The organism is Candidatus Hodarchaeum mangrovi, assembly GCF_975850365.1.
This window is the reverse complement of record NZ_CDLCQJ010000040.1, coordinates 1-23,560: the sequence shown is the minus strand read 5'-3', so window position 1 is coordinate 23,560 and position 23,560 is coordinate 1. Positions and strand designations below refer to the sequence as shown.

The 23,560-nt window shown below is 33.3% G+C and carries 18 protein-coding genes; 10 read left to right on the top strand and 8 right to left on the bottom strand.

Going from position 1 to position 23,560, the window contains the following annotated elements; all coding sequences use genetic code 11:
- Nucleotides 1–526 precede the first annotated feature (526 nt).
- On the top strand, nt 527–1,720 hold the full coding sequence (locus ACWVCY_RS04630; protein WP_455140666.1) for a hypothetical protein: 1,194 nt from the start codon (nt 527–529) through the stop codon (nt 1,718–1,720).
- A gap of 7 nt (nt 1,721–1,727) precedes the next feature.
- Here ACWVCY_RS04630 and ACWVCY_RS04625 read toward each other — a convergent pair whose 3' ends face one another.
- Together ACWVCY_RS04625 and ACWVCY_RS04620 are read right to left on the bottom strand one after the other, a co-directional pair.
- Nucleotides 1,728–3,302 (bottom strand): xylulokinase, encoded by a 1,575-nt coding sequence (locus ACWVCY_RS04625; protein ID WP_455140664.1) that lies wholly within the window; start codon nt 3,300–3,302, stop codon nt 1,728–1,730.
- Between the two features lie 33 nt (nt 3,303–3,335).
- On the bottom strand, nt 3,336–4,550 hold the full coding sequence (locus tag ACWVCY_RS04620; RefSeq protein ID WP_455140662.1) for a saccharopine dehydrogenase family protein: 1,215 nt from the start codon (nt 4,548–4,550) through the stop codon (nt 3,336–3,338).
- Between the two features lie 510 nt (nt 4,551–5,060).
- On the opposite strand from ACWVCY_RS04620, the gene ACWVCY_RS04615 reads away from it, so the two are divergent.
- Nucleotides 5,061–7,697 carry a PAS domain S-box protein gene (locus tag ACWVCY_RS04615; RefSeq protein ID WP_455140660.1) on the top strand — a complete coding sequence of 879 codons (2,637 nt, stop codon included), beginning with the start codon at nt 5,061–5,063 and terminating at the stop codon, nt 7,695–7,697.
- An 18-nt stretch (nt 7,698–7,715) separates the two neighbouring features.
- Here the strand turns inward: ACWVCY_RS04615 and ACWVCY_RS04610 are convergent, their stop codons facing one another.
- The 4 genes from ACWVCY_RS04610 to ACWVCY_RS04595 all read right to left on the bottom strand — a co-directional run bounded on the left by ACWVCY_RS04610 (nt 7,716) and on the right by ACWVCY_RS04595 (nt 12,770).
- Nucleotides 7,716–9,047 carry an amidohydrolase gene (locus ACWVCY_RS04610; RefSeq protein WP_455140658.1) on the bottom strand — a complete coding sequence of 444 codons (1,332 nt, stop codon included), beginning with the start codon at nt 9,045–9,047 and terminating at the stop codon, nt 7,716–7,718.
- Nucleotides 9,048–9,073: 26 nt separating this feature from the next.
- A complete protein-coding gene (locus ACWVCY_RS04605) occupies nt 9,074–10,342 on the bottom strand; it encodes an adenosylhomocysteinase (RefSeq protein ID WP_455140656.1) in 1,269 nt (422 codons plus the stop codon).
- A 176-nt stretch (nt 10,343–10,518) separates the two neighbouring features.
- Entirely contained in the window at nt 10,519–11,856 is a 1,338-nt protein-coding gene (gene gdhA / locus ACWVCY_RS04600) for an NADP-specific glutamate dehydrogenase (RefSeq protein ID WP_455140654.1), read from the bottom strand.
- A gap of 386 nt (nt 11,857–12,242) precedes the next feature.
- On the bottom strand, nt 12,243–12,770 hold the full coding sequence (locus tag ACWVCY_RS04595; RefSeq protein WP_455140652.1) for a cysteine hydrolase family protein: 528 nt from the start codon (nt 12,768–12,770) through the stop codon (nt 12,243–12,245).
- Nucleotides 12,771–13,031: 261 nt separating this feature from the next.
- Here ACWVCY_RS04595 and ACWVCY_RS04590 point away from each other — a divergent pair, with 261 nt between their 5' ends.
- The 6 genes from ACWVCY_RS04590 to ACWVCY_RS04565 all read left to right on the top strand — a co-directional run bounded on the left by ACWVCY_RS04590 (nt 13,032) and on the right by ACWVCY_RS04565 (nt 20,276).
- The gene (locus tag ACWVCY_RS04590) at nt 13,032–16,037 is read left to right on the top strand and encodes a PEP/pyruvate-binding domain-containing protein (protein ID WP_455140651.1); all 3,006 of its coding nucleotides are present in this window, start codon (nt 13,032–13,034) and stop codon (nt 16,035–16,037) included.
- A gap of 143 nt (nt 16,038–16,180) precedes the next feature.
- Nucleotides 16,181–16,744, top strand: a complete 564-nt coding sequence (locus ACWVCY_RS04585) for a beta-class carbonic anhydrase (protein WP_455140649.1) — start codon at nt 16,181–16,183, stop codon at nt 16,742–16,744.
- Between the two features lie 83 nt (nt 16,745–16,827).
- Nucleotides 16,828–16,968: a hypothetical protein gene (locus tag ACWVCY_RS04580; RefSeq protein ID WP_455140647.1), complete on the top strand. Its 141-nt coding sequence runs from the start codon at nt 16,828–16,830 to the stop codon at nt 16,966–16,968.
- Nucleotides 16,969–17,138: 170 nt separating this feature from the next.
- On the top strand, nt 17,139–18,560 hold the full coding sequence (locus ACWVCY_RS04575) for a TldD/PmbA family protein (RefSeq protein WP_455140646.1): 1,422 nt from the start codon (nt 17,139–17,141) through the stop codon (nt 18,558–18,560).
- A 9-nt stretch (nt 18,561–18,569) separates the two neighbouring features.
- Nucleotides 18,570–19,928: a TldD/PmbA family protein gene (locus ACWVCY_RS04570; RefSeq protein WP_455140644.1), complete on the top strand. Its 1,359-nt coding sequence runs from the start codon at nt 18,570–18,572 to the stop codon at nt 19,926–19,928.
- A 9-nt stretch (nt 19,929–19,937) separates the two neighbouring features.
- The gene (locus ACWVCY_RS04565; protein WP_455140642.1) at nt 19,938–20,276 is read left to right on the top strand and encodes a hypothetical protein; all 339 of its coding nucleotides are present in this window, start codon (nt 19,938–19,940) and stop codon (nt 20,274–20,276) included.
- On the opposite strand, the gene ACWVCY_RS04560 is transcribed toward ACWVCY_RS04565, so the two are convergent.
- Nucleotides 20,273–21,385, bottom strand: coding sequence for a hypothetical protein (locus tag ACWVCY_RS04560; RefSeq protein ID WP_455140641.1), 1,113 nt, complete (start codon nt 21,383–21,385; stop codon nt 20,273–20,275). The two genes, ACWVCY_RS04565 and ACWVCY_RS04560, sit on opposite strands and share 4 nt — an antisense overlap.
- 172 nt (nt 21,386–21,557) lie before the next feature.
- On the opposite strand from ACWVCY_RS04560, the gene ACWVCY_RS04555 reads away from it, so the two are divergent.
- The gene (locus ACWVCY_RS04555) at nt 21,558–22,496 is read left to right on the top strand and encodes an ATP-binding cassette domain-containing protein (RefSeq protein ID WP_455140639.1); all 939 of its coding nucleotides are present in this window, start codon (nt 21,558–21,560) and stop codon (nt 22,494–22,496) included.
- Between the two features lie 12 nt (nt 22,497–22,508).
- On the top strand, nt 22,509–23,306 hold the full coding sequence (locus tag ACWVCY_RS04550) for an ABC transporter permease (RefSeq protein WP_455140638.1): 798 nt from the start codon (nt 22,509–22,511) through the stop codon (nt 23,304–23,306).
- A 68-nt stretch (nt 23,307–23,374) separates the two neighbouring features.
- Here the strand turns inward: ACWVCY_RS04550 and ACWVCY_RS04545 are convergent, their stop codons facing one another.
- A complete protein-coding gene (locus ACWVCY_RS04545; protein WP_455140636.1) occupies nt 23,375–23,518 on the bottom strand; it encodes a hypothetical protein in 144 nt (47 codons plus the stop codon).
- Nucleotides 23,519–23,560: the final 42 nt, after the last annotated feature.

Genomic DNA, 23,560 nt, shown 5'->3' with positions numbered 1-23,560 from the left:
TTTCAAAGCTAGTTCAAACTTTCCAGAATTTAATAACACATTTATATTCTCAATATTGGCTTTGGTCACAATTTTACACAAACTGAAAAGAGTTTTTGGGGTATAAAATAAGTAGATCTTTAATATTAACGTTCAATTTACTATTTATTAATTTTAAAAAAATAAGTTTCTGAGCGAAGAAAGTCATGATTAAAATGGACCAGATTACCCTAGTACTATTTCTATAATTAAAAGATTGATATAAATTTTATCTAGATAAATATTTTTATTCTTTTTTCAATTTATGAATGAAAATAGAACATCTACTAAAAAATTGATGATATTAACTAAGAAATTATTAATAATTCTCTTTAGTGATAATTTTAATTCAAATTAATTATTATATATATAATTAAACTCCTTTTTCCGTCATTAAATGGTAAATTTTAGAAAAGGACTAAAATTACCAATCCGTAAATTTTTAGATTATGGAAAATTTTACCATTTTAAGTAGAAATACACTCCTTAGGTTGGTCTGAGAGCTCAAATGAAATTTAGAAAGTTCGATCGAATTATTTTTTCATTGTTTGCACTTCTTATAGCTATCTTTTGGTTATCTAAAGAATTTTTATCTGCAATATTTCTTATTCTGTTTATGATCGTGGGATTAATTATAGCTATTCTTGCTTCGGAAAAAGCAGTAGAGGGAGTAGACATTTTAGGTAAAAAACTAGGATTTACACCATATGTTTCTGGAGTACTCTCTTCCCTCGCAAGTAATTCTCCAGAACTCGTTATTGGATTTTTTGCCATCTTAAATGGACAGGTAGAATTTGCTATAGCATTTATAATAATAGCCACTGGTTTTAACATATTAATGCTTGGAATTTTAATTATAATAGGGAATTTTAATCATAAAAAACCAATTGCAATTCCTCAAGAAGTAGTAGAGATCGAGGTTCCTATTGTAAGGGTAGCTATTGTAATTGTCGGTTCAATATTTGTCTATGGTATTGTATTGTTTTGTATCGAGATCTTTGAGATAGCAACTAATGCTCAGCAAACTGTTCCATTTCTTCCTTATGAGGCTAATTTGATTATGGTTATCGTATATCTGTTTTATATCTTCTTTATAATACGTCACAATCTTAAGAATCGTCTTCCCCTTTCTAAAGCTGCACTAGATGAACATGAGCTAGGTAACCGTTCCTTCCTTATTTTTATATTAGTATTAGCGTTTGGAATGATATTCTTTGCAGGTGAAATGATTTCATCATCTGTGGAATTATTCTTAGAACAATCTTATGACATTGGTATTATATTAAATGAATTTCAACTTGCCTTTTTCATCGGTGCTGCTGCTTCCATACCCGAACATGCTATTGCTCTATTAGCAGTAAAACATGAGGGTGGTATCGAACTTGGACTTGGAAATTTAATTGCAGGGAGTATGCAGAATTTACTATTGATAACAGGATTAGTTTCCCTTTTTTCTTTTCTAGGTGCTGTTATTGGGATTGCTGGAAATAGCTTGAGTGGGATTCCACTCATACATTATGTAGAAGGGGAAATACCTATACCTTTTCTTTTAGTTCAATTTGGTTTTGCTTGGTTGCTTTTATTCATGATTAAATCATCAATGACTGATGACCAAAAGTTAGATATTTATGAGGGTTTCACGATAACTGTTGCCCAAATTTTTGTTTTCGTTATTTTTTTAAGAGGTATCCTAGGATTTTAGTTATCTTCTAAGCATTCAAACGTTTGAATGCTTTTTGATTCCTCTTATAGATATCAATAAACTCCTTGAAGATTCTATTATAAGTAGTGACATTTTCTGATATAGGTTCAAAAACTCCTGAAAACCGTGTTAATTTTGGGATATCAGTAAACTTGATATACCCTAAAGCAACTGAAGCTATTAAAGCGGTTCCACGTGCATTAGCTTGTATAGGATTTTCCACTTGTTTTATTGTTCTATTTAAAATATCTGCATATATTTGACACCAGATTTCAGATTGTGCTCCTCCTCCTATTATATTTAAGGTGTTCATTGGTTTTTTGATGAATTTTTCCACATATTTCAGAACCCAGCGAGTATTAAAAGCCACTCCTTCCAAAGCTGCCCTTATAATTTCTTCTTTCTTAGTTGTTAAGGATAAATTGAATAGAGTACCTCGTACATTATGGTCTTCTACTGGAGTTCGTTCTCCATACAACCATGGTGTGAAAATTAATCCTCTACATCCAGTAGGAGCCTTTGATGCTAATTCATCAAATATTTGATAAGCTTTAGGATTACCAAAGTATTTGTTATTGTCAGGATAAAATATATTATCCCGTAGAAATGTTAAACATGCTCCTGCAGTTTCCTGTTCATTAACAACAAAATATTTTCTTGGAATTGCAGATGGGATTGATGCAATGTTATGAAATATGTCTGTTTTTTTAAATGGTACGTGACATATTACCCAAGAACTAGTTCCTATGTAAATATGTCCCTGGTAATCATTTACAGCTCCTGATCCAATAACTGCAGATTGGAGGTCTGGTGCACCCATTGCAACCTTAACGTTTTTCAAGAGCCCTAATTCATCTGCAATTTCTGGTCTTAATGTTCCCAGTATTTCAGTTGGTAATTTTAAAACTGGAAACTTGTTTTTATCTACTTTAAATCGATTCAATAAACCTTGGTCATAGAATATTTTGTTAATGTTGCGTGTGTTAGTAATCCAATGTAAAGTTATTGAGGTTGTCGATGCGGCGAATATTCCTGTAAATTTATAATTTAAATAATCTATACACTCAAGAAATTTAAATGTCTTATTATAGATCTCTGGCATTTCATACTTCAAAAATAATATATGAGCTATTGGATCCTTCCCTGATAAACCTGGAGCTCCTCCATTTTTATAGATAAATCGAATAATATCTTTCAATGGATATCCAGATATTTTTGGAAATCCAGTAAAAACGATATTCCTTAAATATTGAGCCCCTCTGGAATCCATCCAAATTATGGCATTTGAAAGATGATTACCATCTTCATCGACTGGGATTGTCCCTGACCACTGCGAAGAGTTTGATATAGCCACAATGTTCTCGATTGGTACTAAATCTTTATCCAGTAACCGTTTTGCAGATTTAAGGATAGCATTCCACCAAGTATCAGGATTTTGTTCTGCTCCTCCTTTTCCAATGAAATAGACTGGTGTATGTTCATATTCGAAATCAATTACCTTTCCATAAGTGGAAACTATGGCAGCTTTAATTCCAGAAGTTCCATGATCAAAAGATAAGATATATTTCTGAGAATTGTTCATACAAATTCACTTTTAATTAAAATTTTGGTAGAGTTACAATCTTAAAATCTCTATTTTTCCTCCTGAATCTATTGATTCAATCTTAAGAGGTGATAATCCCCCAGTTGCAGAATCAAGTTCTAAGTATTCTTGCATGATATTCAAAAATTCAATTGGATTGACAACAGCTTCAGGGGGTAGTACTCCATATTCCGTGATTAATTTTCTTTGAAGCATTATCGCTCCAAAAGCCACAGGCATCCCTGTACCTTCTCCCATAGCTTGAGACTCAGAAATAAGGGTAAAAATTATTTTATGTGGTTTATTTTCTTTCATTCCTTCCACAAAAATTTTTACACATCCTCGTTGTTGTCCAAAATTTATTTTTCTTAAGATTTTGTCTCGTTCATTAATAAGGTATGCAATGACAAAATCCAGAGGAGAAATTTCAGTTCCCTTTATATTTAATGGTTGTTCTTTGGTTAAGCCAAGTCGGACAAGATCTGTTGTTAGATAAAAATATTCTGGAGGTAAAACTGTTCCTTTATTAGTCACTCGTTTCACCCCTTTGATGTAATTAGGTAATGTTATTGTCTCAGGATGAGGATAGGCATGGACACGATGTTTTCCAATTTTTCCAAAGTCTATTATTTCTTCTAATGCCTTTCCTTCATCACTAAAAAAAGAAACGGTTTTAAATTCACCATTAATGTAAATTGGAATTTTAATTGTCATTGCATGTATACGGTGGAAAACTACCCCTGGTCCTTCTTTAGGCTCTCCACCATGAGCATGGTATATGTCGATTGCTATTATGGAGTCAAGGAGTTGTTCAGCAAATTTAGCAAGAAGATTTGTAACACCTGGAGAACTTCCCATGCCGATAATTGCTGTTATTTGGCCTTCTTTTGCTGTTTTATTTAATTTTAATACTTCTCGTGTAGCATCAACATCGTCATTAATGTCAATGTACTTTTTTCTTGAATTAATAGCTGCTTTGAGAATTATGGGACCAAATTTATAAAAAGGTCCTATACAATTTATAACTATATCATGTGTATTTATTGACTGTTCAAGACTATCTATAGAGTTAGCATCTACCTTCTGAAACCTTAATTTTCCTGTTGTATCAGAATAGACTAATTTTGTACCTTCAGTTTCGTTAATATCTCCAATTGTTACTATTGAGAAGTCAGAAAAGTTTGATAATGTTTTCACGGCTATACTCCCTACGGCTCCGCATCCTCCTAGAACAAGTGCTTTATTCACCTTTTTTATTCTCCTTAAATCTTTTTTTAAAATATTTCGAGTATAATATAACCTATAGTCCTTCTACCAGATGTGAATGATCCAAAAGCTTGTATTAAGAATGGATCTAAAATTTCTTTTAGATTTATTATTAGATTAGCAAAGTAGAGATAATAATTGTTATTACATATTATTTCCGGTAAACTGAGAGTATGTTTTATAACTTCCATTTTTTCTCTTTTACTTTCTTTAAAATAATTCATATCTTAACTAGTGAGATTCAGATTAAAATTAACAAAACAATTGAAAAATTAGGGTTAGTAGTTAATGAAAAGTTCATATTTTAAAGGAATTTGATTATTTTATTTGTGTTCATCTATTATTATACTCGATTGTTCTACTTTCCGACTCAATTTGAATTTTAATTTATAATTTAACTAATTATATTTATGTACAAATACCTTAATATCGTACTAGCTCAGTATTAACATCAAGTAAATATCATCAGAACTTATTGGATTGTTCATCCCTATGGAACTAGAATCATTGATGACCAGAGAGGATATACCTAAAGACATTAAAGACGCTATTCGGAGGGGTTTAATGCACAGGAAGGAGTCTGAGGAACTATATAGAAGTTTAGTTCATGCATCTCGAAATATTCTTTTTACTACTGATTTAAAAGGAATTATTACTTTTGTTAATCCAGCTATTGAAAAATTAACTGGTTGGCCAGTAAATTCATGGATAGGGTCCAAATTTGACGAAAGAATTCATCCTGAAGACATAAATAAAGCTTTAAATGGATTTCAGGAGATCATTCAAGGTAATCAAACTGAAACTTTAGAAATACGAATACAATCAAAGGATGAATCCTATAGACTATATGAGGTTAAAGGTTCCCCATTAATTCTTGGTGGTCAAATCAAAGGTTTATTAGGATTTGTAAGAAGTGTACAAGAACAAAGGGAGGCAGAGACTCGTTTAAAAGAATCAGAAGAAAAATATCGGATTTTAGTCGAAAGAGCTAAGATCGGGATTACTATTGTTCAAGATGGTAGAATCAAACTAGTAAATCAAGCTCTTGCTCAATTAGCAGGTTTAACAATCGAAGAGGTATTAGATCAACCATTTACGAATTTTATTCATCCCAAGGCCCTTCTAGAAGTTGTTAAGCGTTATGAAAGTCGTATGAAAGGCGAAAACATTCCTACTACTTATGAAACAACATTAATAACCTCAAATGGAAAAGCTGTTGAAGTTGAGATTAGTGCAGGATTAATTAATTATTTAAATGAGCCTGCTGACTTAGTTATTGTCTATGATATTACAAAAATGAAAGAGGTTTTAAAAGAGCTGAAAGAAAGTGAAGCTCGCTATCGAACTTTAATCACCACCGCACTTGAAGGGGTCTGGGTAACTGATTTAGAAAATAAAACGTTATATGTTAATCCTGCTTTGGAAAAACTTCTTGGATGGACATTAGAGGAAATGAGAGAAAGACATGTTGAGGAGTTCTTGAGTCCCTTATCTAAAGAATTTTTTGATAAAAAAGTTAAAGAACGCTATGTGAATGGCATTCCTTCATCTACTTATGAATTGACTTTTCTAAGAAAAGATGGGACGCAAGTTATTACTCGTGTGGCTGGAACTGCATTATACAATCCTGAGAATGAATTGATTGGTTCATTTGGCTTACTTTCTGATATAACATCCGAAAAAACAGCACAGGAGGATTATCGAAAGCTTATTGAATTTAATCCTGAGGGTATAACATTAACCGATTTGAATTTTAATATTATAACATTGAATCAGGCAGCACTAGAACTTCATGGGGTAGAATCGGCTGATGTCCTTTTAGGGACTAATGCACTTGATTTAATTGTTCCAGAAGAACGTTTGCGTGCTATTGAGAATGCCCAAAAAACCTTGGATTCATCAACAAAATTAATTTTTGAATATAACCTTTTAAGGCATGATGGCTCCACATTTCCAGCAGAACTTATTGTTTCAACTATTACCGATGAATTGGAAAAACCTACTTCCTTTATTGCGATTACACGGGATATTACTCAACGTAAAAGATCGGAAGAACTTTTATTGGAGAGTGAAAAGAAATATAGAACTCTAGTTGATAATATTAATTCAGGAATATTTCGTATTAGTACTGATGGAAAGATTTTACAGTGCAATCCTGCATTCGTTGAAATGTTTGGATATGACTCTATAGAAGAGATCCAAGCTATTCAAGATTTGTCGCAGTTATATGCTGTAACCACTGATAGAGAGAAATTTGTTACTGAATTATATAGGAATAGTAAAATCTCAATTCAAGAAGTATTGATGAGAAGAAAGAATGGAACTATTTTTTGGGCTTCTATATCTGCTCGTGTCTCTTCATCAGGTAAATGGCATGATGGGATAATAGAAAATATAACTGAAAGGAAAAAAGCAGACATTTTACTCAAACAAGTAAAGCTTGAAGAGGAACACTATCATGCAATGCTTAGTCACTTTGTACGAAACGATTTACAAAAAATCGTAAACAACCTTGATTATTTATTATTACAATATGAATCTAGTGATAAGTTAAACCAAAAAGAAGTAAAGAATATAATTAATATTGCTACAAAATCCTCTAGAACAATTGATATTGTAAATAGAATATTTGAAGTTCTTCAAACACCCTTTCTACCTGAAATTGTTGAAGATAAGATGAAAATCCACGAAGTGATTAATTTAGTTACTTTGAATTTTCAAAGCTATCAGCGGCCCTTCGTTCTGAATAGAGATAATCTTCAATTTGAAATTATCTTAGATAATTTTATAGAAGAAGTATTTCATGAAATATTCCTTTTTATCATTGATCCAGGTGACCTAAAGGGTACCGAGAATATTCCAATTAATATTGATGGTGCTTGTTTCTCTGATGAATTTTGTGTTCTAATAAAAGATGAAGTTTCTAATCCAATTCCTAAAGAAGTGTGTGAGCGCCTATCAGCAAAAATCAGTGATAAATGGGAATATCATGGACATTATATAGGAATTACTTTAGCTTCAGTAATTATGCAACATTACCATGGACAATTAAAGATTTTTCCTTATTTAAACCGAGGTAATGAATTCCAATTATGGTTTCCCCAAAATCTCCTAAAAGGTCCATGCTAGAAATTTGAGAGTGAATTTTTATCCGTTTCTTTTGACACGCTTGTTTAAATTGTCAACTAGTTTTTTAAATGAGGAAATATCACGTTTAACTTTTTTAGGATCTATGAATTTCTTGTCTTTGTATACAAATTTCCCATTTATTAAAACATGTCTAAGATTGTATTCTTTTAAGGAGTAAACGATTAATGAATAAGGGTTTGATGATGGGGTGATATTGACATCATTTAAATCAAAAACAATCATATCAGCTAATTTATTTGGTTCTAATGAACCAATTCTGTCTTCCATTCCTAGAACTCTAGCTCCATCAATAGTTGCCATGGAAACAACTTCTTTTGAACTAATCAATGTTGGATCTAAGTGCATACCTTTTTGAATGTATGGAACTAATCGTAGATCATTCAACATACTTAAGTTATCGTTACTTGCTGCTCCATCAGTACCTAGACCTACAGGAATACCTGCTTCTAACATTTTGGGGATAGGTGCTATTCCTGAACCAATTTTCATATTACTAGCTGGATTGTGAGCTACTTTGACATTCCTTTTCTTGAAAATAGCAAGATCATTGTCTGTAACCCAAACACAATGTGCTGCAATGACATTTACACCTTCAAAAAAGCCTAGATCTTCTAGATATTGTACTGAAGTTTTTCCATGTTTTGCTTCAAAATCCTTCTTTTCTTTTTTAGTTTCTGCAATATGGATATGAATTGGAACATTATATTTTCGTGCCAATTTGTTTGATTCGAGTAAAATTTCAGGAGAATTGGTAAAAGGAGCATGAGGTCCAATAGTTATTGTAATCAGATCATTTTCTGCTGGCCATTTTTTAAGTAATTGTTTTGTAATATTTAGCTCAGATTCACGTTTTTCTATCTGATTATCAGCAAACAAATCTATCATCCCATAGGAAAGGACTGCTCTTAATCCTAAATCCTCACAAGCCTTTCCTATGGGGAATTCATCAAGATACATATCATGAACACAAGTCACACCTGATCGGATTGATTCTAATCCAGCAATAATAGTTCCAAGATAAAAATCCTCTGTAGTTAACTTTGCTTCATACTTCCAAATTAAAGTAAGCCAATCATGAAGAGCTAGATTTTCTCCTAAACCCCTTAATAATACCATTGGTAGATGAGTGTGTGTATTGATGAATCCAGGCATAATTAGATGATTATCCACATCAATAATCTCTGAATAATCATTCGTGGGAAATTCTTCCATGGGACCAATACTATAAATCTTTTTATCTCTTATTAAAACAAATCCTTTGGGAACTATAGTATAATTGGAATCCATTGTTACAATGGTTCCATTAATGATAGCGACATCTACCTTCATGATTAAGTACCACCAGGAAAGTGGATCTATTTAGTACCTTCAGAATATGAATGACGATATTCAAGTTGATTAGGGGTCAATTTATCAATTGAAATACCCATCGCTTCAAGTTTCAAAGACGCAATCATTATATCTTGTTCTCTATTGATATTATGAACTTTAATGGCCATAGATTGATGATTTTGAGCTATATGTATCAACGATAACACTTGATTAGCAAAAGACATGTCCATTACTTCATGAGGATGACCTTCTCCAGCAGCAAGGTTAACTAACCGTCCTTGGGCTAAGAGATAAATTTTTTTCCCATTTTTTAGTGCGTACTCTTCTGTTGCATGTCGAATAGTAGTAACTTTGATTGATCTCTCTTTCAAATCAGGAATTCTTATTTCACAATCATAATGTCCTGCATTGGCAAGAATTGCACCATCTTTCATGTTATCAAAATGTTGATCGACAATGATATCTTTTACTCCGGTTGTGGTTACAAAAATATCCCCAATTTTGGATGCTTCGTCCATGGGCATTACTCGGAAACCTTCCATTACCGCTTTTAATGCTTGAATTGCATCTACTTCTGTTACAACTACATGTGCCCCTAGTCCCCTAGCTCGCATAGCAAGCCCTCTACCACACCTTCCAAATCCTGCTACAACAAAATTTTTTCCTGCAATTAATACAGCAGTTGCTCTTAATATTCCATCTAATGCTGATTGACCAGTCCCATAAACATTACCAAAATCGTGTTTGGTTTCTGCATTGTTTACAGCCAGAATTGGATATAAAAGTTTATTGTCCTGAGCCATAGCCATAATTCGATAGACACCTGTTGTGGTTTCCTCTGTACCTCCCTTGATATTTTGTGCGATTTCAGGGTATTTACTATGTATTCTAAACGTTAAATCTGCTCCATCGTCTAGAGTTAAAGTGGGATGGATTTCTAATGTTTTATCAATAGCCCAGTAATATTCCTCTGGGGTTAAACCATACCATGCATATATTGATATACCTTCTTTCGCAAGTGCTGCTGCAATATAATCTTTTGTACTCAGAGGGTTACATCCACTCCAAGATACTTCGGCTCCTGCAGCAACCAATGTTTCAATCAATACAGCTGTTTTTGCAGATACATGAAGTGATCCACTAATCTTTTCTCCTTTTAGTGGTTTGGATTGCTCAAATTTTTTACGCAGCTTCATTAATACTGGCATATGAGCTTCGGCCCAACGAATATCTTTCCATCCTTTTTCAGCAAGGGATAAATCTCGGACCTTGAAATTTGTTTCTTCATCCATTTTCAATCTATCCTAATTATTCTAGGAATTTTAGGAGAATCTTTCCTATTTAATTAATAAATTAAACTCATCCTACATTTGAAAGAAAATAAAGGATTTTCTAATAAGAGTTTGGATAGACTAGGATTAATTTCTCTATTTCAAATAATAAAAAGAAAAGGAGGAAAAAAATATAGTTAGAGGAGTCCTTGGGCAAGCATTGCTCGCGCGACTTTCAGAAATCCTGCTATGTTAGCACCAACGACATAATTCCCTGATGAACCATATTTTGCGGCAGTTTGGAACGCAGTTTGGTGGATATTGACCATAATTTCATGTAATCGCTTATCTACTTCCTCACGAGTCCATGAAAGCCTAAGACTATTTTGAGACATTTCTAAGCCCGAAGTTGCTACACCACCAGCGTTGGACGCCTTTCCGGGGCCAAATGCGATATTATTTTCAAGGAAAATCTCAATAGCATCGGGTGTACTTGGCATGTTTGCACCTTCGCACACTGCAATACATCCATTGTCTACTAACGTTTTAGCATCATGTTTATTAATTTCATTTTGTGTCGCAGAGGGAAAAGCGACATCACATTTAATTTCCCAAGGTCGTTTATCAGGATAGTAATCCACGTTATATTTTTCTGCATATTCTTTTATTCTACCCCTTCGAACATTTTTAAGTTCCATCACATAATCCAGTTTTTCTGCTGTTATACCATTGGGATCATAAATGAAACCATTGCTATCTGAAAGTGTAACAACCTTTCCTCCAAGATCAATGACTTTTTCAGCTGTATATTGGGCAACATTTCCTGATCCAGAGATAGTAACAACCTTTCCTTTGATATCGTGATTCCGAACTTTTAGCATCTCTTTGGCAAAATAAGTGGAACCATATCCTGTAGCCTCTGGGCGAACTAAAGAGCCACCCCATTCGATACCTTTACCAGTTAAGACTCCAGTAAAGTTATTTCGTATTTTTCGATATTGACCATACATGTAACCGATTTCACGACCACCAACACCAATATCACCTGCTGGAACATCTGTAAATTGCCCAATATGACGAAAGAGTTCTTGCATGAAAATCTGGCAAAATCTCATCACTTCATTATCGGATTTTCCTTTTGGATCAAAATCAGAGCCTCCCTTTCCACCTCCCATTGGTAAACCGGTGAGAGAATTCTTAAAGATCTGTTCAAATCCTAAGAATTTAATGATCCCCAAGTAAACACTAGGATGGAAGCGAATTCCTCCTTTGTATGGTCCAATTGCACTATTGAATTGAACCCTATAGCCTTTATTGACATGAATTTCACCACTATCATCCATCCAGGGAACCCGAAATATTATAATTCGTTCAGGTTCGACTAATCTTTCTAGTAATTTTTGTTTTTTAAATTCAGGATGACGATCTATTGCTGGTGTTAAGCTTTCGAGCACTTCTTTAACTGCTTGGTGAAATTCCTTTTCATAAGGGTTTTTTTCTACAACCCAATCATAAACTTGATCAACATAGGACATTTCTGTGACCTTTCCTTATATCTGATGTTCTTTATCGAAATTCGTAAATTCTTATGTTAAATTATGACTTAAGAATTTAATAGATCATAGATCTATTGTGTTCAGTTTATTTTTTCCTAATTATTTAACCACTACGTTTCATATGTAATAAATTACGAAATAGAAATCTCATCTTATATAACTTTAATTTTTAAAAAAATAGGCCAAAGAAATTATATTTTACTTTATAAGTAGTGGGAATATCGTTTTAGAATACAATTCTTTCTAAATAGAACAAACTAATGTATTTGTCTTAGATTACAATTTTATGGAGAATTAATTAGTTAACAGATTCATTGGGATGAGAAAAATGCAGGTTTTCCGCTAAAAGACGTTTGGACACTTCTTCAATCTGAGTTAGGATGTATTATTTCTTCTGTGGATTTTAGAATGATACCCAGATTCTTTAATTTAACATGTATTTTTTCAATGATTTCTAGAGTATGTTTACTAAAAGTGCTGTGAGCATCAGTGACTAAGATTACTCCATATCCTAACTCCTTTCCCCCAACACATGTTGCACTGACACAATTATCTGTCAATGTTCCTACTATGATCAATTGCTTTATTTTTCTTGTTTTTAATTCTTGATTAAAGTTCGTTTGTTTAAACGTGTTAGGATAGCGCTTATGAATAAGGAGATCATTATTTTCTTTCTGTAATTGGGGATGGAGTTGCCATTCATCTGAATCTTCTATTAATGTACTATTATTTGAATGTTGAATGTAAATAACAGGCATATTGTTCGAATGGGCATAATTTTCTAATCTGTTGATGTTTTCTAGTATTTGATGTTCCTTAAATATTGGTGTTTCTCGTTGGAAAAGTCCTATTTGTACATCAACAACAATTAATGCTGTATTTTCCCACTTCATGGGTTTAGTGTTTTTTCGATGTTCTTTAAGAGTATTATGGAAGTGGTATGCATGTTAATTGTTTGGTTTCATCCTCAGATTCTATTAAGAAAAAATGGAATAGAAGAACTCTTAAGAATGTAAATCAAGCTAGGGAGAAATGCAAAGATCATCTATGCTAGATAGAAAATTAACTCTTTGGCTGTTAAGTCAAGAATAATAAATAATATAGGTAAAATCATGCATAAACGATCAAGATACTAATCCATCAGGCTGAAAACTATGCAAGATGTTCAAGAAAAGGATTTTATTCTCCCAGAGCTGAACCTTGATTATAAACCGAAATATAAGGTCTTCCATGAATTAATGACAAAACGAATTAATAAAGTACTCCTTGTTTCAAGTTATTATGATAATTTTATTTTAGAAGAAGATGGAAGACTGAGTGATCAAATTTTTGAGGAGTTTCATTCTCTAAATCTACGAACTCTACCCAATATTATACGTGTACCCTCTGCAAAAGCAGCACTTGATTTTCTTTTAACACAAGAGGTCGATCTTGTTATTACAATGAAAAGACTTGGCGGAGATATTGATCCATTCACCCTTGGGAAGAGAATTAAACAGATTCAAAACATCCCAGTAATATTATTACTCACCAACTCTGAAAATATTCCTTATTTGCCAGAGAAATCCCGAAGAGAAGGGGTTGACCGTATTTTCGTCTGGAATGGGGATTCCAAGGTTTTTGTTGCAATTATTAAACATCTAGAAGATAAGATGAATGTAGCAAATGACACAGAAATCGGGCTTATACGAGTTATAATTGTTGTTGAGGATTCCATTCGTTATTATTCTTTATTTTTACCACTTATTTATAGTGAAATTATGCGGCAAACTCATAGATTAATATCAGAAGTAATTAATGATTATCATAACTTGTTACAGATGCGTGCTCGGCCTAAGATTCTACTAGCTGAAACTTATGAAGAAGCTATGAACTATTATCAAACTTATAAGAACTTTGTAATCGGAATTATTTCAGATGTTCGATTTTCACGAGAGGGTCAAATCGATCCCGAAGCTGGATTAAAATTCATCCAATCTATTAAAGAAGACAATGTAACTCTTCCAATTGCTCTCCAATCAAATGAAGATAGTAATAAGGTTCTAGCTGAGCATCTTGGAATCTACTTTATCCATAAAAGATCCCGTCATCTGCTAAAAAGACTTCGTACTTTCATGTTACAATTCCTTGGGTTCGGTGATTTTAAATTTCGTTTAACTGACGGGACAGTGGTTGGTTATGCGAGGAATTTAATGGAGTTATACCAACAAATAGAAAAAGTTCCTGGAGAATCATTAATTTATCATGGTTCACATGACCATTTTTCTGGATGGTTAATGAATCGGGCTGAATTTGATATTGCACAAAAATTAAAACCAAGAAAAGTAACAGAATTTTTTAGTCCTGAAGATTTACGTAAATTTTTACTCGTTGCTATCGATTCAATACTTTCAGAAAAAACTGAAGGAGTTGTTCATGATTTCACAAGGGAAAGCCATTATCCTAATATACGATTCACACGACTCCGTCCTGGCTCTCTTGGAGGTAAAGGACGTGGAATTGCTTTTCTTCAATTTCTTTTGAATAGTTTTTTATTAGCTGATGATCTTTCTGAGGAGGTTTCCATTCGTATCCCTAAAACCTTTGTAATTGGTACAGATGAGTTCGATCGATTTATGGAAGACAATGAGCATCTCTATGAGATTGCTTTATCAGATACACCTGATGATGAAATAAAACAAGCATTTTTAGGGGGAACTCAATGTTCAGACCTGAAAGAGGATTTAAGATTCATTTTAGAAACCCTGACTGGGCCTTTATCAGTTAGATCCTCCAGTTTGTTAGAAGATTCTCCGTATCAACCTTATGCAGGGATTTTTAATACATATTTTCTACCAAATAATCCGAAAGTTCAAAACATGGAGACTCGTGTTAACCTCCTCTGTGATGCAATTAAACTTGTATATGCTTCTTCATTCCTCCGTCAAGCAAAAAGTTATGCTGAATCCACAGGACAGTCGATTGAAGAATCAAAAATGGCAGTTGTGATCCAACAAGTGGTAGGAAGAGCTAGAAAAGGAAATCTATCTTATCCAAGCTTTTCAGGAGTGGCAAGTTCATATAATTATTATCCAATATCATATTTAAAGCCAACTGATCGAATTGCATTTTTAGCATTAGGATTGGGAAAAATTATTGTAGATGGTGGTCAAACAATCCGATTTTCTCCAAAATACCCAGAATTAAGTTTCTTTTCCACCCATGAACAGCTATTAAATAACTCTCAAAAGGATTTTTTCGCAATTGATTTAGCTGCAGAAACCATTGATTTTTCCCAAGGAGAAAATTCCTTTTTAGTAAAATCCAACATATTTGATGCCGAAACGGAGGTTTTAGAAGATATTTCAGATACCTATGATTATAATGATGCAATTTTGAGAGATGGTTATCAGGGTACAGGGGCTCCAGTTGTCACTTTTGGTCGACAATTAAAATACAAAACTGTACCTTTAGCAGAATTGATTACAAAAGTACTACAACTAGGAGAAGCAGCTATGGGCTGTTCTGTAGAGATTGAGTTTGCTGGAAACTTCAGAAAAGACGCAATAAAAAAAACTACCTTTTATTTACTCCAGATTAGACCCTATACAGAATTATCTGATCTTGATCTTGAAGAATCTGTAGAATTCCCTATGGATAAATTGGTAGTGACCTCTAATCAGGTGTCAGGAAATCGTATAATTAAGAATATTCAAGATATTGTGTTCATCAAACCTGAAGCTTTCAATAAACTGCAAACTTTGCAGATAGTTGAGGAGATAAATGACGTTAATCAAAAATTAAAAGATTCAAATACCCCCTATATACTTATTGGTTTTGGAAGATGGGGGACATTTGATAAACATCTTGGAATTCCAGTAAAATGGTATAACATCTCTGGAGCAAAGGTAATAATTGAAACAGGATTAGAAAATTTTCAAATTGAGCATTCACAAGGTAGTCACTTTTTCCAGAACATTACAACAGCTAATATCCCATATTTTTATATCAAATATGGTTCTGAGGATGTATGTGATTGGAAATGGTTAAGTAGAACAGAATATCTTGTTCAAGACCTTCATTTTGTACGTCACATTCGATTAGCAAAACCATTTCTGGTTATCGCAAATGGAAAATCACGGATAGGTTTTATAGCAAAACCTGATTTAGAGTCAAGCTAGCACTTTTTTCAAACGTCAAAAGTTTACTTTCTTAATGGATGATTCCGTAGATTTAGATATAAACAAGCTTGTTAAAGAAAAAAATACTTCTTTATATTCTTCCGTTGTACTGAATGAATAACAATCTTGTGTGATGGATAAATATGTTAGATATAGAAGAACGTATGAAAAAATGGCAAAAATTGCATTATCTCTTTACTTATAAAGATTTAACAGGAAAACCAAAGATAAAAACTGCAATTTTAACTTGTATGGACTGTCGTATTATCTCTTCTGTTTTTGGAGTGGAAGAACCTGGAGAAGTCATTATCATCCGCAATGCGGGGGCATTATTAACCGAGGATAGCCTACGATCTTTACTCATTGCCATTTATGAGTTAGATGTACGCATTATCATAGTTGTGGGCCATACTCAATGTGGAGGATGTATGGATCCTACACAAATGAATAATTTAATAGCAAAAATATCCGAAAAAACTGGAAGAACGGTTCAAGAGATTTTACCCTTTTTAAATGCACCTAATGTTCCTGCTGCTTTCCGAGGGTTTATAGATGTTAGAAAGCAGGTACAGAAAACTGCAAAAACTATTTCTCGACATCCTTTATTTGTTCCTTTAGAAATCAAAGTCTACGCATATATCTATAACACAACAACTGGAGAATTACTCCGTTCTTTATATGAAACTAGCGATTTACTTTATGAATAATTTCTCTAAAAATTCATGATACCTCATTTTCGATTATCTCTCTCTTCTAAATATTAAAATCAGAATTAACTCTAATGAAATATATGTCACAAGAACAATCTGAGAAAGAAAAAATCGTTCTAAAGTCATATCCAGAGAAAATGACTTATCTTGAAAAGAAATATGGGATAGAACCAAAGATAACTCCTCAAGAACTAAAGAATATGCGATGGAATTGGCATTAGTTGTTTTTTCTGAATAATCTGACTAAGGTATAAGTCAGATTTTATAGTGAATTTATTATCTAATGAATCCCTACAATTATAGATTTTTTCAATGAACCAGTATCAAAACAATTTTAATTTTCATCTCTAAGGATGAGTACTTAATCAGTATTTGTTTAGGAGACTCATCAATGGATGGAAAAGAATCAACTGAATATGTTATTGATCTAGCACAACAAATGGGAGCTTCGTTTGCTGAAGCTCGTTTTGAGAAGTCACTGAATAACCAATTTATTTTAAAAAATGGTGTTCCAGAAATAGGAGGATTTGGGAGATCATTTGGTACAGGGATCCGGGTCCTTGTCGATGGAGCAATGGGTTTTGCATCATTCAATAGTTTTGAGAGAAAAACCATTGATGATGCGGTAAAAGAAGCAATAAAATTAGCTCGGGCTAGTGCAAGATTAAGAAAATATCCAATAACTTTTTCAGAGGAAAAAGCACATCAAGCGAAATATTCCGCAGAGGTTAAGGAATCTCCAGCTGATAAAAGTCCTGAAGAAAAAATGGCAACACTCTTTGAAATCGATAAAAACCTATCTACACTACCCATACCATTTAGAATAGTATTTTTGATAGATGGAGAACTAACTAGCTATTATGTTAATTCTGATGGAGCTAAAATAGAAGCGTATCAAGCACGAATGAACTTTTTTTCTTTGTTAACTGCAGTTGATCAAAGTAAAGGTGCTATGGAGCAAGCATATTATTCAAAGGGAGCAACAGGGGGATATGAATGGATTAAAAAATGGGATTTAATTAATTTTTTAAAGAATGAGGCTGAAGTTCTGTCTAAAGTAGCTTCCTCTGCTATAGAACCACCAAAGGGAATTGTTGACTTTGTTGTGGGACCTAATGTAGCTGGAGTAATAGCACACGAGAACTGTGGGCATCCATCTGAAGCTGATCGAATTTTAGGTCGTGAAGCAGCTCAAGCAGGAGAATCATATCTGAATGTAGAAAAATTAGGTGAGAGAATTGGTTCTGATTACGTTACTGTTATTGATGATCCAACGATTTCTGGTTCATATGGTTGGTATCTTTATGATGCGGAAGGTATCCCAGCAAGGCCTCGATACTTAATAAAAAATGGAATCTTTAATGAAATGCTTCATAATAGAGAATCTGCTGGGTATTTAGGAACTCATTCAACAGGTGCTGCAAGGTCATCAGGCTATAATCGTGAACCTATTCCACGGATGGCAAATACATATATTGCCAATGGAGATTATGAGTTTGATGAGATCCTGGAAGGTATTCAATTGGGGATCTATATGAAGAATTTCACAGAATGGAATATAGATGATCTGAGATATCAGAGTAAATATGTAGGGCGTGAGGCGTATCTCATTAATGATGGAGAACTCACAAATCAGTTGATTCGACGTCCTGTCCTCGAAACAACTACACCCGACCTTTTTAATGCAATTGATGCTGCTACTAAAGAATTAGAATTTGATGCTGCCACTTGCGGAAAAGGAGATCCGATGCAAGGTGCTCCAGTTTGGCATGGAGGAGCTACAGCTACTCGTATTCGCAATATCAGACTTTAGGTGAAAAAAATGGCTTTAAGAGAAAATAATTCCCTTCATACAATTGTTGAAAAAACTTTAGTTTTTCTTGAAAAAACAAATCCTGAAGATCTTTTGGTCTATGGTGGGGATGCAGTGAATTTTCAACTTCGTTTCTCCAGAAATAATATAATTGTTAGCAAAAGATGGGCTAATCTTGGGCTCAGTGTTTATTATGTTAAGGACAAAAAGATCGCGATTACCTTTTTATCAGATGTTTCTTCGTTAGATGCAGTTTATAAAGCATTGAATGAATTGATTGCGTTTGGTAAAGCATTACCTCCTAAACAAGACCATGGTGGTATTGCTGAAGGCCCATTTTCTTATAATCCTGTTCCAAGTATCTGTGATACAAAAATGAAAGATTTTTCAGATATAGCTATTGATAAAGTTGAAGGTGGGTTAAATGCAGCAATTGAGGTGGGAGCAAAACATTCCGCAGGTGTCCTTCAATGGGGTTATGAGTCAGGGTATGTTCTCTCAAATCATGGGGTAGAATTGAAAGATATCACCTCAAAATTTGAATTCTTAATTCGATCGTTTGTATCTCCAACCGAATCTGGCCAAGGATTATCTGTAGGTAGAATGTTGAATTCATTAAATACAGAGCAGGCGGGAAAAACTGCTGGGGAAATTGCTAAAATGGCGATTGGAGGAAAACCTGCCCAAGCAGGAGTTTATAATGCACTATTTTCTCCAACTGTAGTAGCTGATATAGTTGCACAAACTGTTCGTAATGCAAATCCATTTTCAATCGAGATTGGTCAATCTTGGCTACGTGATAAAATAGGTGAAAAATTATCAAACGATAATTTTACTGCATTTGATGATGCAACAATCCCAGATGGTTTAAGGAGTCGTAAAGCTGATGATGAAGGAGCTCCAACTCAAAAAACAGTAATTTTTGAAAATGGTGTTTTAAAAAATCTGATTCACAATACTACAACTGCAAAAAAGGTGGGGACCACGACGACTTCAAATGCGGGGTTAGTGAATCCACAAAATAGTAACGTAGTTATTTCTCCTGGTACGTATTCCTTTGAGGAATTAGTACAAGAATGTAAAGAACCAACTATTTATGTGACATCGAATTGGTACACCCGTACAACCAATGCGGCTGAGGGTGTTTTTAGTACAATACCTAGGGATGGGATGTTTTTAATTGAAAATGGAGAGATAAAAAAGCCATTACGTGAGCTCAGGATTTCAGATACTTTCCCCAATCTAATGAAAAATATAATTGCGATTCAAAATAAAAATCGACAAATCAAATGGTGGGAAGTAAATGTTCCTACATTTGCTCCAGCTATGCTAATTGAAAAAGTAAATTTCACAACTGGTACTAAATAAGGTGAGATAATGAACAAGCAACTGTTTGTATTATTTACTAATAATAAAGGGATTTTTACACATATTTTATTGAATGTGTTTGATTTAGCCGAGAAAGGATATGATGTGGGTTTGATATTTGAAAGCGAAGCATGTAAACTGATTTTAGAGTTTGAAGAAAAACAATATGAAAAATTTGAGCGGTTGAAAAGTCAAAATCTAGTTTTTGCTGTATGCGAGGTCTGTGCTAAGAGTATGAATGCTCTTGAGTCCGCTAAACGACAAGGTTTGCCCTTAGATGGACGGATGTTTGGTCATCCCCCCTTAGAAGAATGGTTCAAAACAGGGTATCACATTATGCTCATCTAATGATTGTCATTCCCATTATTTCCAATAATTTCTCTCATTTTTTTTCCAATAGATTCATGCAAATTGGTTGAGAATTTAATAAAGATACCATAATAATAAATATTACTTTCAAAGAATTTTCGCAATCTAGTTGCTTCTTTCTTGTCTTTTTCAGTTAATTGTTTGATCTTTTCTAAATCAGGGATAAATTTTTGTTCCATCATCCTTTGAATTTGGCTATAATATCCTTGAACTCGACTAAGTTTCCCCGTTCCGTAATCTTCGATTCGTGATGCACTCTTATAATATTTTTTTCGATCTCCTTCTTTTCTTATTACTTGGAGAACTTTAAGTTCTTCCATCATTGTTAATGTTTGTGATACTTGGGTACGATTCACTTTAGTAACTTTTATGATTTTATCTTGAGTTACTGGTTCAGCTTCTAGAAATAATGCTAGAAAAACTTTAATAGAATCCTCATTTCCTACAATGAGGTCTTGAGCAGTTTCTACCATCTTCTGGATAAAACCTTGTTTAATATTAAGGATTGTTTCATCTTTGTTAATAAGAACAGGCTCAATTAATGGAGGCTTAATATTATCTAAAACTGCTAAGAAATCAATTGATATCTGTGGGTCATCCAATAACTTGTCTAGATAATCACCTGCTGCTTTCATCATATATCTATAATAGAAAATTGCGGTTTGTAGATACGATAATACACTCTCAATATGAATGATGTCAGGTGTTTTAGGAGACAAAGATTTTATTCGGGAAATAAATTCAGAGAGGTTTATATCCGTTGCTTCAGTGAAAGATAGGAAACTTTGTTTAAGATATAATTCTAAAGAGAGAGGACAGTAATAGTATTTCTTTCTTGAGATTGGTTTCTTTGTTTGAAGAATGGGAGTTTCGTCATATATATTTGAAATACGTGTAACAGCTTTAATTATTGTTGGTTTTGTAAATCCTGTTAAAGTCTCCAACTCATCTACTGTCAAATAATTTTCTAACATTAAGGAAAATAAGATTCCAATTGTGGTTTCATCATAGGCCATTAGCTTATAAATCTGCATCATGAACTGCACATAATCTATTTTCAATTGAATGAATGGATCTAATTCAACCATTTTGATGTTCCCTTTTGATTTGAAGAGCAAAGGTAATATTAAAAACTTTTTGTATTTTTTTATTTTTTTGTAGTTTTTGTCATTTTCAACAAGTTTTTATAGTTAATAAAAATAATTTCATATAGTTTGCAACAATTACGCAAAAACCGAAATTGATCGGAGAAACGAAAAAATGTCAACGGATTCGATTCTTCAAGTTTCTAACCTCACTAAAATCTATGGGCGTGAGTTAGTGCTTGGAGGTAGAAAGTTATTAGGTGATCAAGTAACTGGAGCGCAAGATGTGAGTTTCACAGTAGTTAAGGGAGAAATTTTTGGATTTCTAGGGCCAAATGGAGCTGGAAAAACTACTACAATGCGAGCTATACTTGATTATCTGAAAATAAAAAGCGGAAAAGTCACAATCTTTGGTCTTGATCACCGAAAAGATCGGATCGAGATTCGTAATAGACTCGGATATGTTCCTGGTGATATGGCGTTATTTAAGAATTTTACTGGTGAAGAACTGATTGAATATTTCAGTAAATTCCGGCCTGTAAACAAAGAATTTTTTGCTGAGTTAAAGAAAAATTTTCGTGTAAATTTACATAAGAAAATTAGAAACCTTTCTACTGGTAATCGTAGACAAGTTGGTCTTATTGCAGCATTAGCTTCGAAACCAGATCTTTTAATCTTAGATGAACCTACAGGAGGATTAGATCCTCTGATGACGGCAAATTTTCACAGAATCATCAAAAAATTAAGTCGTGAAGAAAAAATCACGATTTTTTTGAGTTCCCACGATTTAGCGGAGGTTCAACAAGTCTGTGATCGTGTCGGTATTATTAAAGAAGGTAAAATGATCCTAGTAGAGAAGGTTGAGGATTTGAAAACAAAATTTTTACAGAAGTGTATTGTACAATTTGAAAATGGTGATAATTTACCAACTATTGATGAATTTAAAGCAATAAATTCTGTTATCTCAGTTGAACAAATAAATGGAAATAGTTTTTCATTAAAGATTCAGGAAGATGTGAAAGATTTATTAAAATTGCTGACACAATATCCAGTAAAACGGCTTCGACTTGAAGATGCTACACTCGAAGAGATATTTCTTCAATTTTATGCTTAGAGGTGACGATTAATGGTACACATATACTTAAAAAATCTTAAAAAATCTTATCTTATGGGATTAATCCCCCCTCTCTTTGTAGCTGGTTTTGTTATTACAATTGCTATGAGTTGGCCCTCATTGCAGGATTTAATTCTTGATAGACTTGCAGAAATGGATAATCCAATCTACAAAGCTATTATTGGAGATATGGGTCTTGAAGGATTAGGATTGAATTTTCAAGCAGCCTTATTTATGTATGCTGGAGGTACAATGAATTTAATTGGCTTATTTGTTTCTATTTTTGTTCCTGTTAAACTCTTAAGTTCGGAAGCTGATGAGAAAAGTTTAGACATAGTATTAAGCTATCCCATTCCCCGATGGAGGTATCTTTTAGAAAAATTCGGTGTTTATCTAACCTATAACCTTTTATTTCCACTATTCATGGTTTCTTCAATGATTGGTACAGCTGTAATATTAGGAGAAACCTATGATGCAGTTTTAATTATTAATTATGCGTTCGGATACTGGTTATTACTATTCGGATTAGGAAGTATTGCATTACTTTGTGTAACAGTTTTTCTTGATTCTAATCGATCTCTAGCAGCAGCTGGAGCAGTCATTATAGGCAGCTATTTCTTAGACAGTATGGGAGGATTACTTGGATTGTCCGACCTTCAATTCTTATCTCTTTTCAATCACTTTAAAATTCCAGGGATTCTAGAAGCTGGAATGCTTCCTTTGGTTGAAGTGGTTATTGTCGTCGCAGTTGGATTCGTTTTTTTAATCAGTGCATTATATCTCTTTGATAAGAGAGAAATCTCTTATTAAAATTCCTCTCCCCCCCCTTTTTTTTTATATAGAATTTGTATAATGATTGAAGAATCTAAATTCAATATTCATTCCATATCTAAATCATAGTCGTCTAATTCTTCATATTCCAGGAAACCGAGTTTATTCATCTTCCTACTTTGCTTCTTTTTTTCATAATAACGTTTTTCTTCTTTAATTATTCGTCTTACTCCTTTTCCTTTTCTAGGCATTACTCATCCTCTCAAATGTATTATTTATTACCATCAATACAT

Excerpts from the sequence above, each read along its gene's own strand:
- ACWVCY_RS04630 (WP_455140666.1), top strand. The coding sequence starts at position 527 with ATGAAATTTAGAAAGTTCGATCGAATTATTTTTTCATTGTTTGCACTT.
- ACWVCY_RS04625 (WP_455140664.1), bottom strand. The coding sequence starts at position 3,302 with ATGAACAATTCTCAGAAATATATCTTATCTTTTGATCATGGAACTTCT.
- ACWVCY_RS04615 (WP_455140660.1), top strand. The coding sequence starts at position 5,061 with ATGGAACTAGAATCATTGATGACCAGAGAGGATATACCTAAAGACATT.
- ACWVCY_RS04610 (WP_455140658.1), bottom strand. The coding sequence starts at position 9,047 with ATGAAGGTAGATGTCGCTATCATTAATGGAACCATTGTAACAATGGAT.
- ACWVCY_RS04605 (WP_455140656.1), bottom strand. The coding sequence starts at position 10,342 with ATGGATGAAGAAACAAATTTCAAGGTCCGAGATTTATCCCTTGCTGAA.
- gdhA (WP_455140654.1), bottom strand. The coding sequence starts at position 11,856 with ATGTCCTATGTTGATCAAGTTTATGATTGGGTTGTAGAAAAAAACCCT.
- ACWVCY_RS04595 (WP_455140652.1), bottom strand. The coding sequence starts at position 12,770 with ATGAAGTGGGAAAATACAGCATTAATTGTTGTTGATGTACAAATAGGA.
- ACWVCY_RS04590 (WP_455140651.1), top strand. The coding sequence starts at position 13,032 with ATGCAAGATGTTCAAGAAAAGGATTTTATTCTCCCAGAGCTGAACCTT.
- ACWVCY_RS04585 (WP_455140649.1), top strand. The coding sequence starts at position 16,181 with ATGTTAGATATAGAAGAACGTATGAAAAAATGGCAAAAATTGCATTAT.
- ACWVCY_RS04580 (WP_455140647.1), top strand. The coding sequence starts at position 16,828 with ATGTCACAAGAACAATCTGAGAAAGAAAAAATCGTTCTAAAGTCATAT.
- ACWVCY_RS04575 (WP_455140646.1), top strand. The coding sequence starts at position 17,139 with ATGGATGGAAAAGAATCAACTGAATATGTTATTGATCTAGCACAACAA.
- ACWVCY_RS04570 (WP_455140644.1), top strand. The coding sequence starts at position 18,570 with ATGGCTTTAAGAGAAAATAATTCCCTTCATACAATTGTTGAAAAAACT.
- ACWVCY_RS04565 (WP_455140642.1), top strand. The coding sequence starts at position 19,938 with ATGAACAAGCAACTGTTTGTATTATTTACTAATAATAAAGGGATTTTT.
- ACWVCY_RS04560 (WP_455140641.1), bottom strand. The coding sequence starts at position 21,385 with ATGGTTGAATTAGATCCATTCATTCAATTGAAAATAGATTATGTGCAG.
- ACWVCY_RS04555 (WP_455140639.1), top strand. The coding sequence starts at position 21,558 with ATGTCAACGGATTCGATTCTTCAAGTTTCTAACCTCACTAAAATCTAT.
- ACWVCY_RS04550 (WP_455140638.1), top strand. The coding sequence starts at position 22,509 with ATGGTACACATATACTTAAAAAATCTTAAAAAATCTTATCTTATGGGA.
- ACWVCY_RS04545 (WP_455140636.1), bottom strand. The coding sequence starts at position 23,518 with ATGCCTAGAAAAGGAAAAGGAGTAAGACGAATAATTAAAGAAGAAAAA.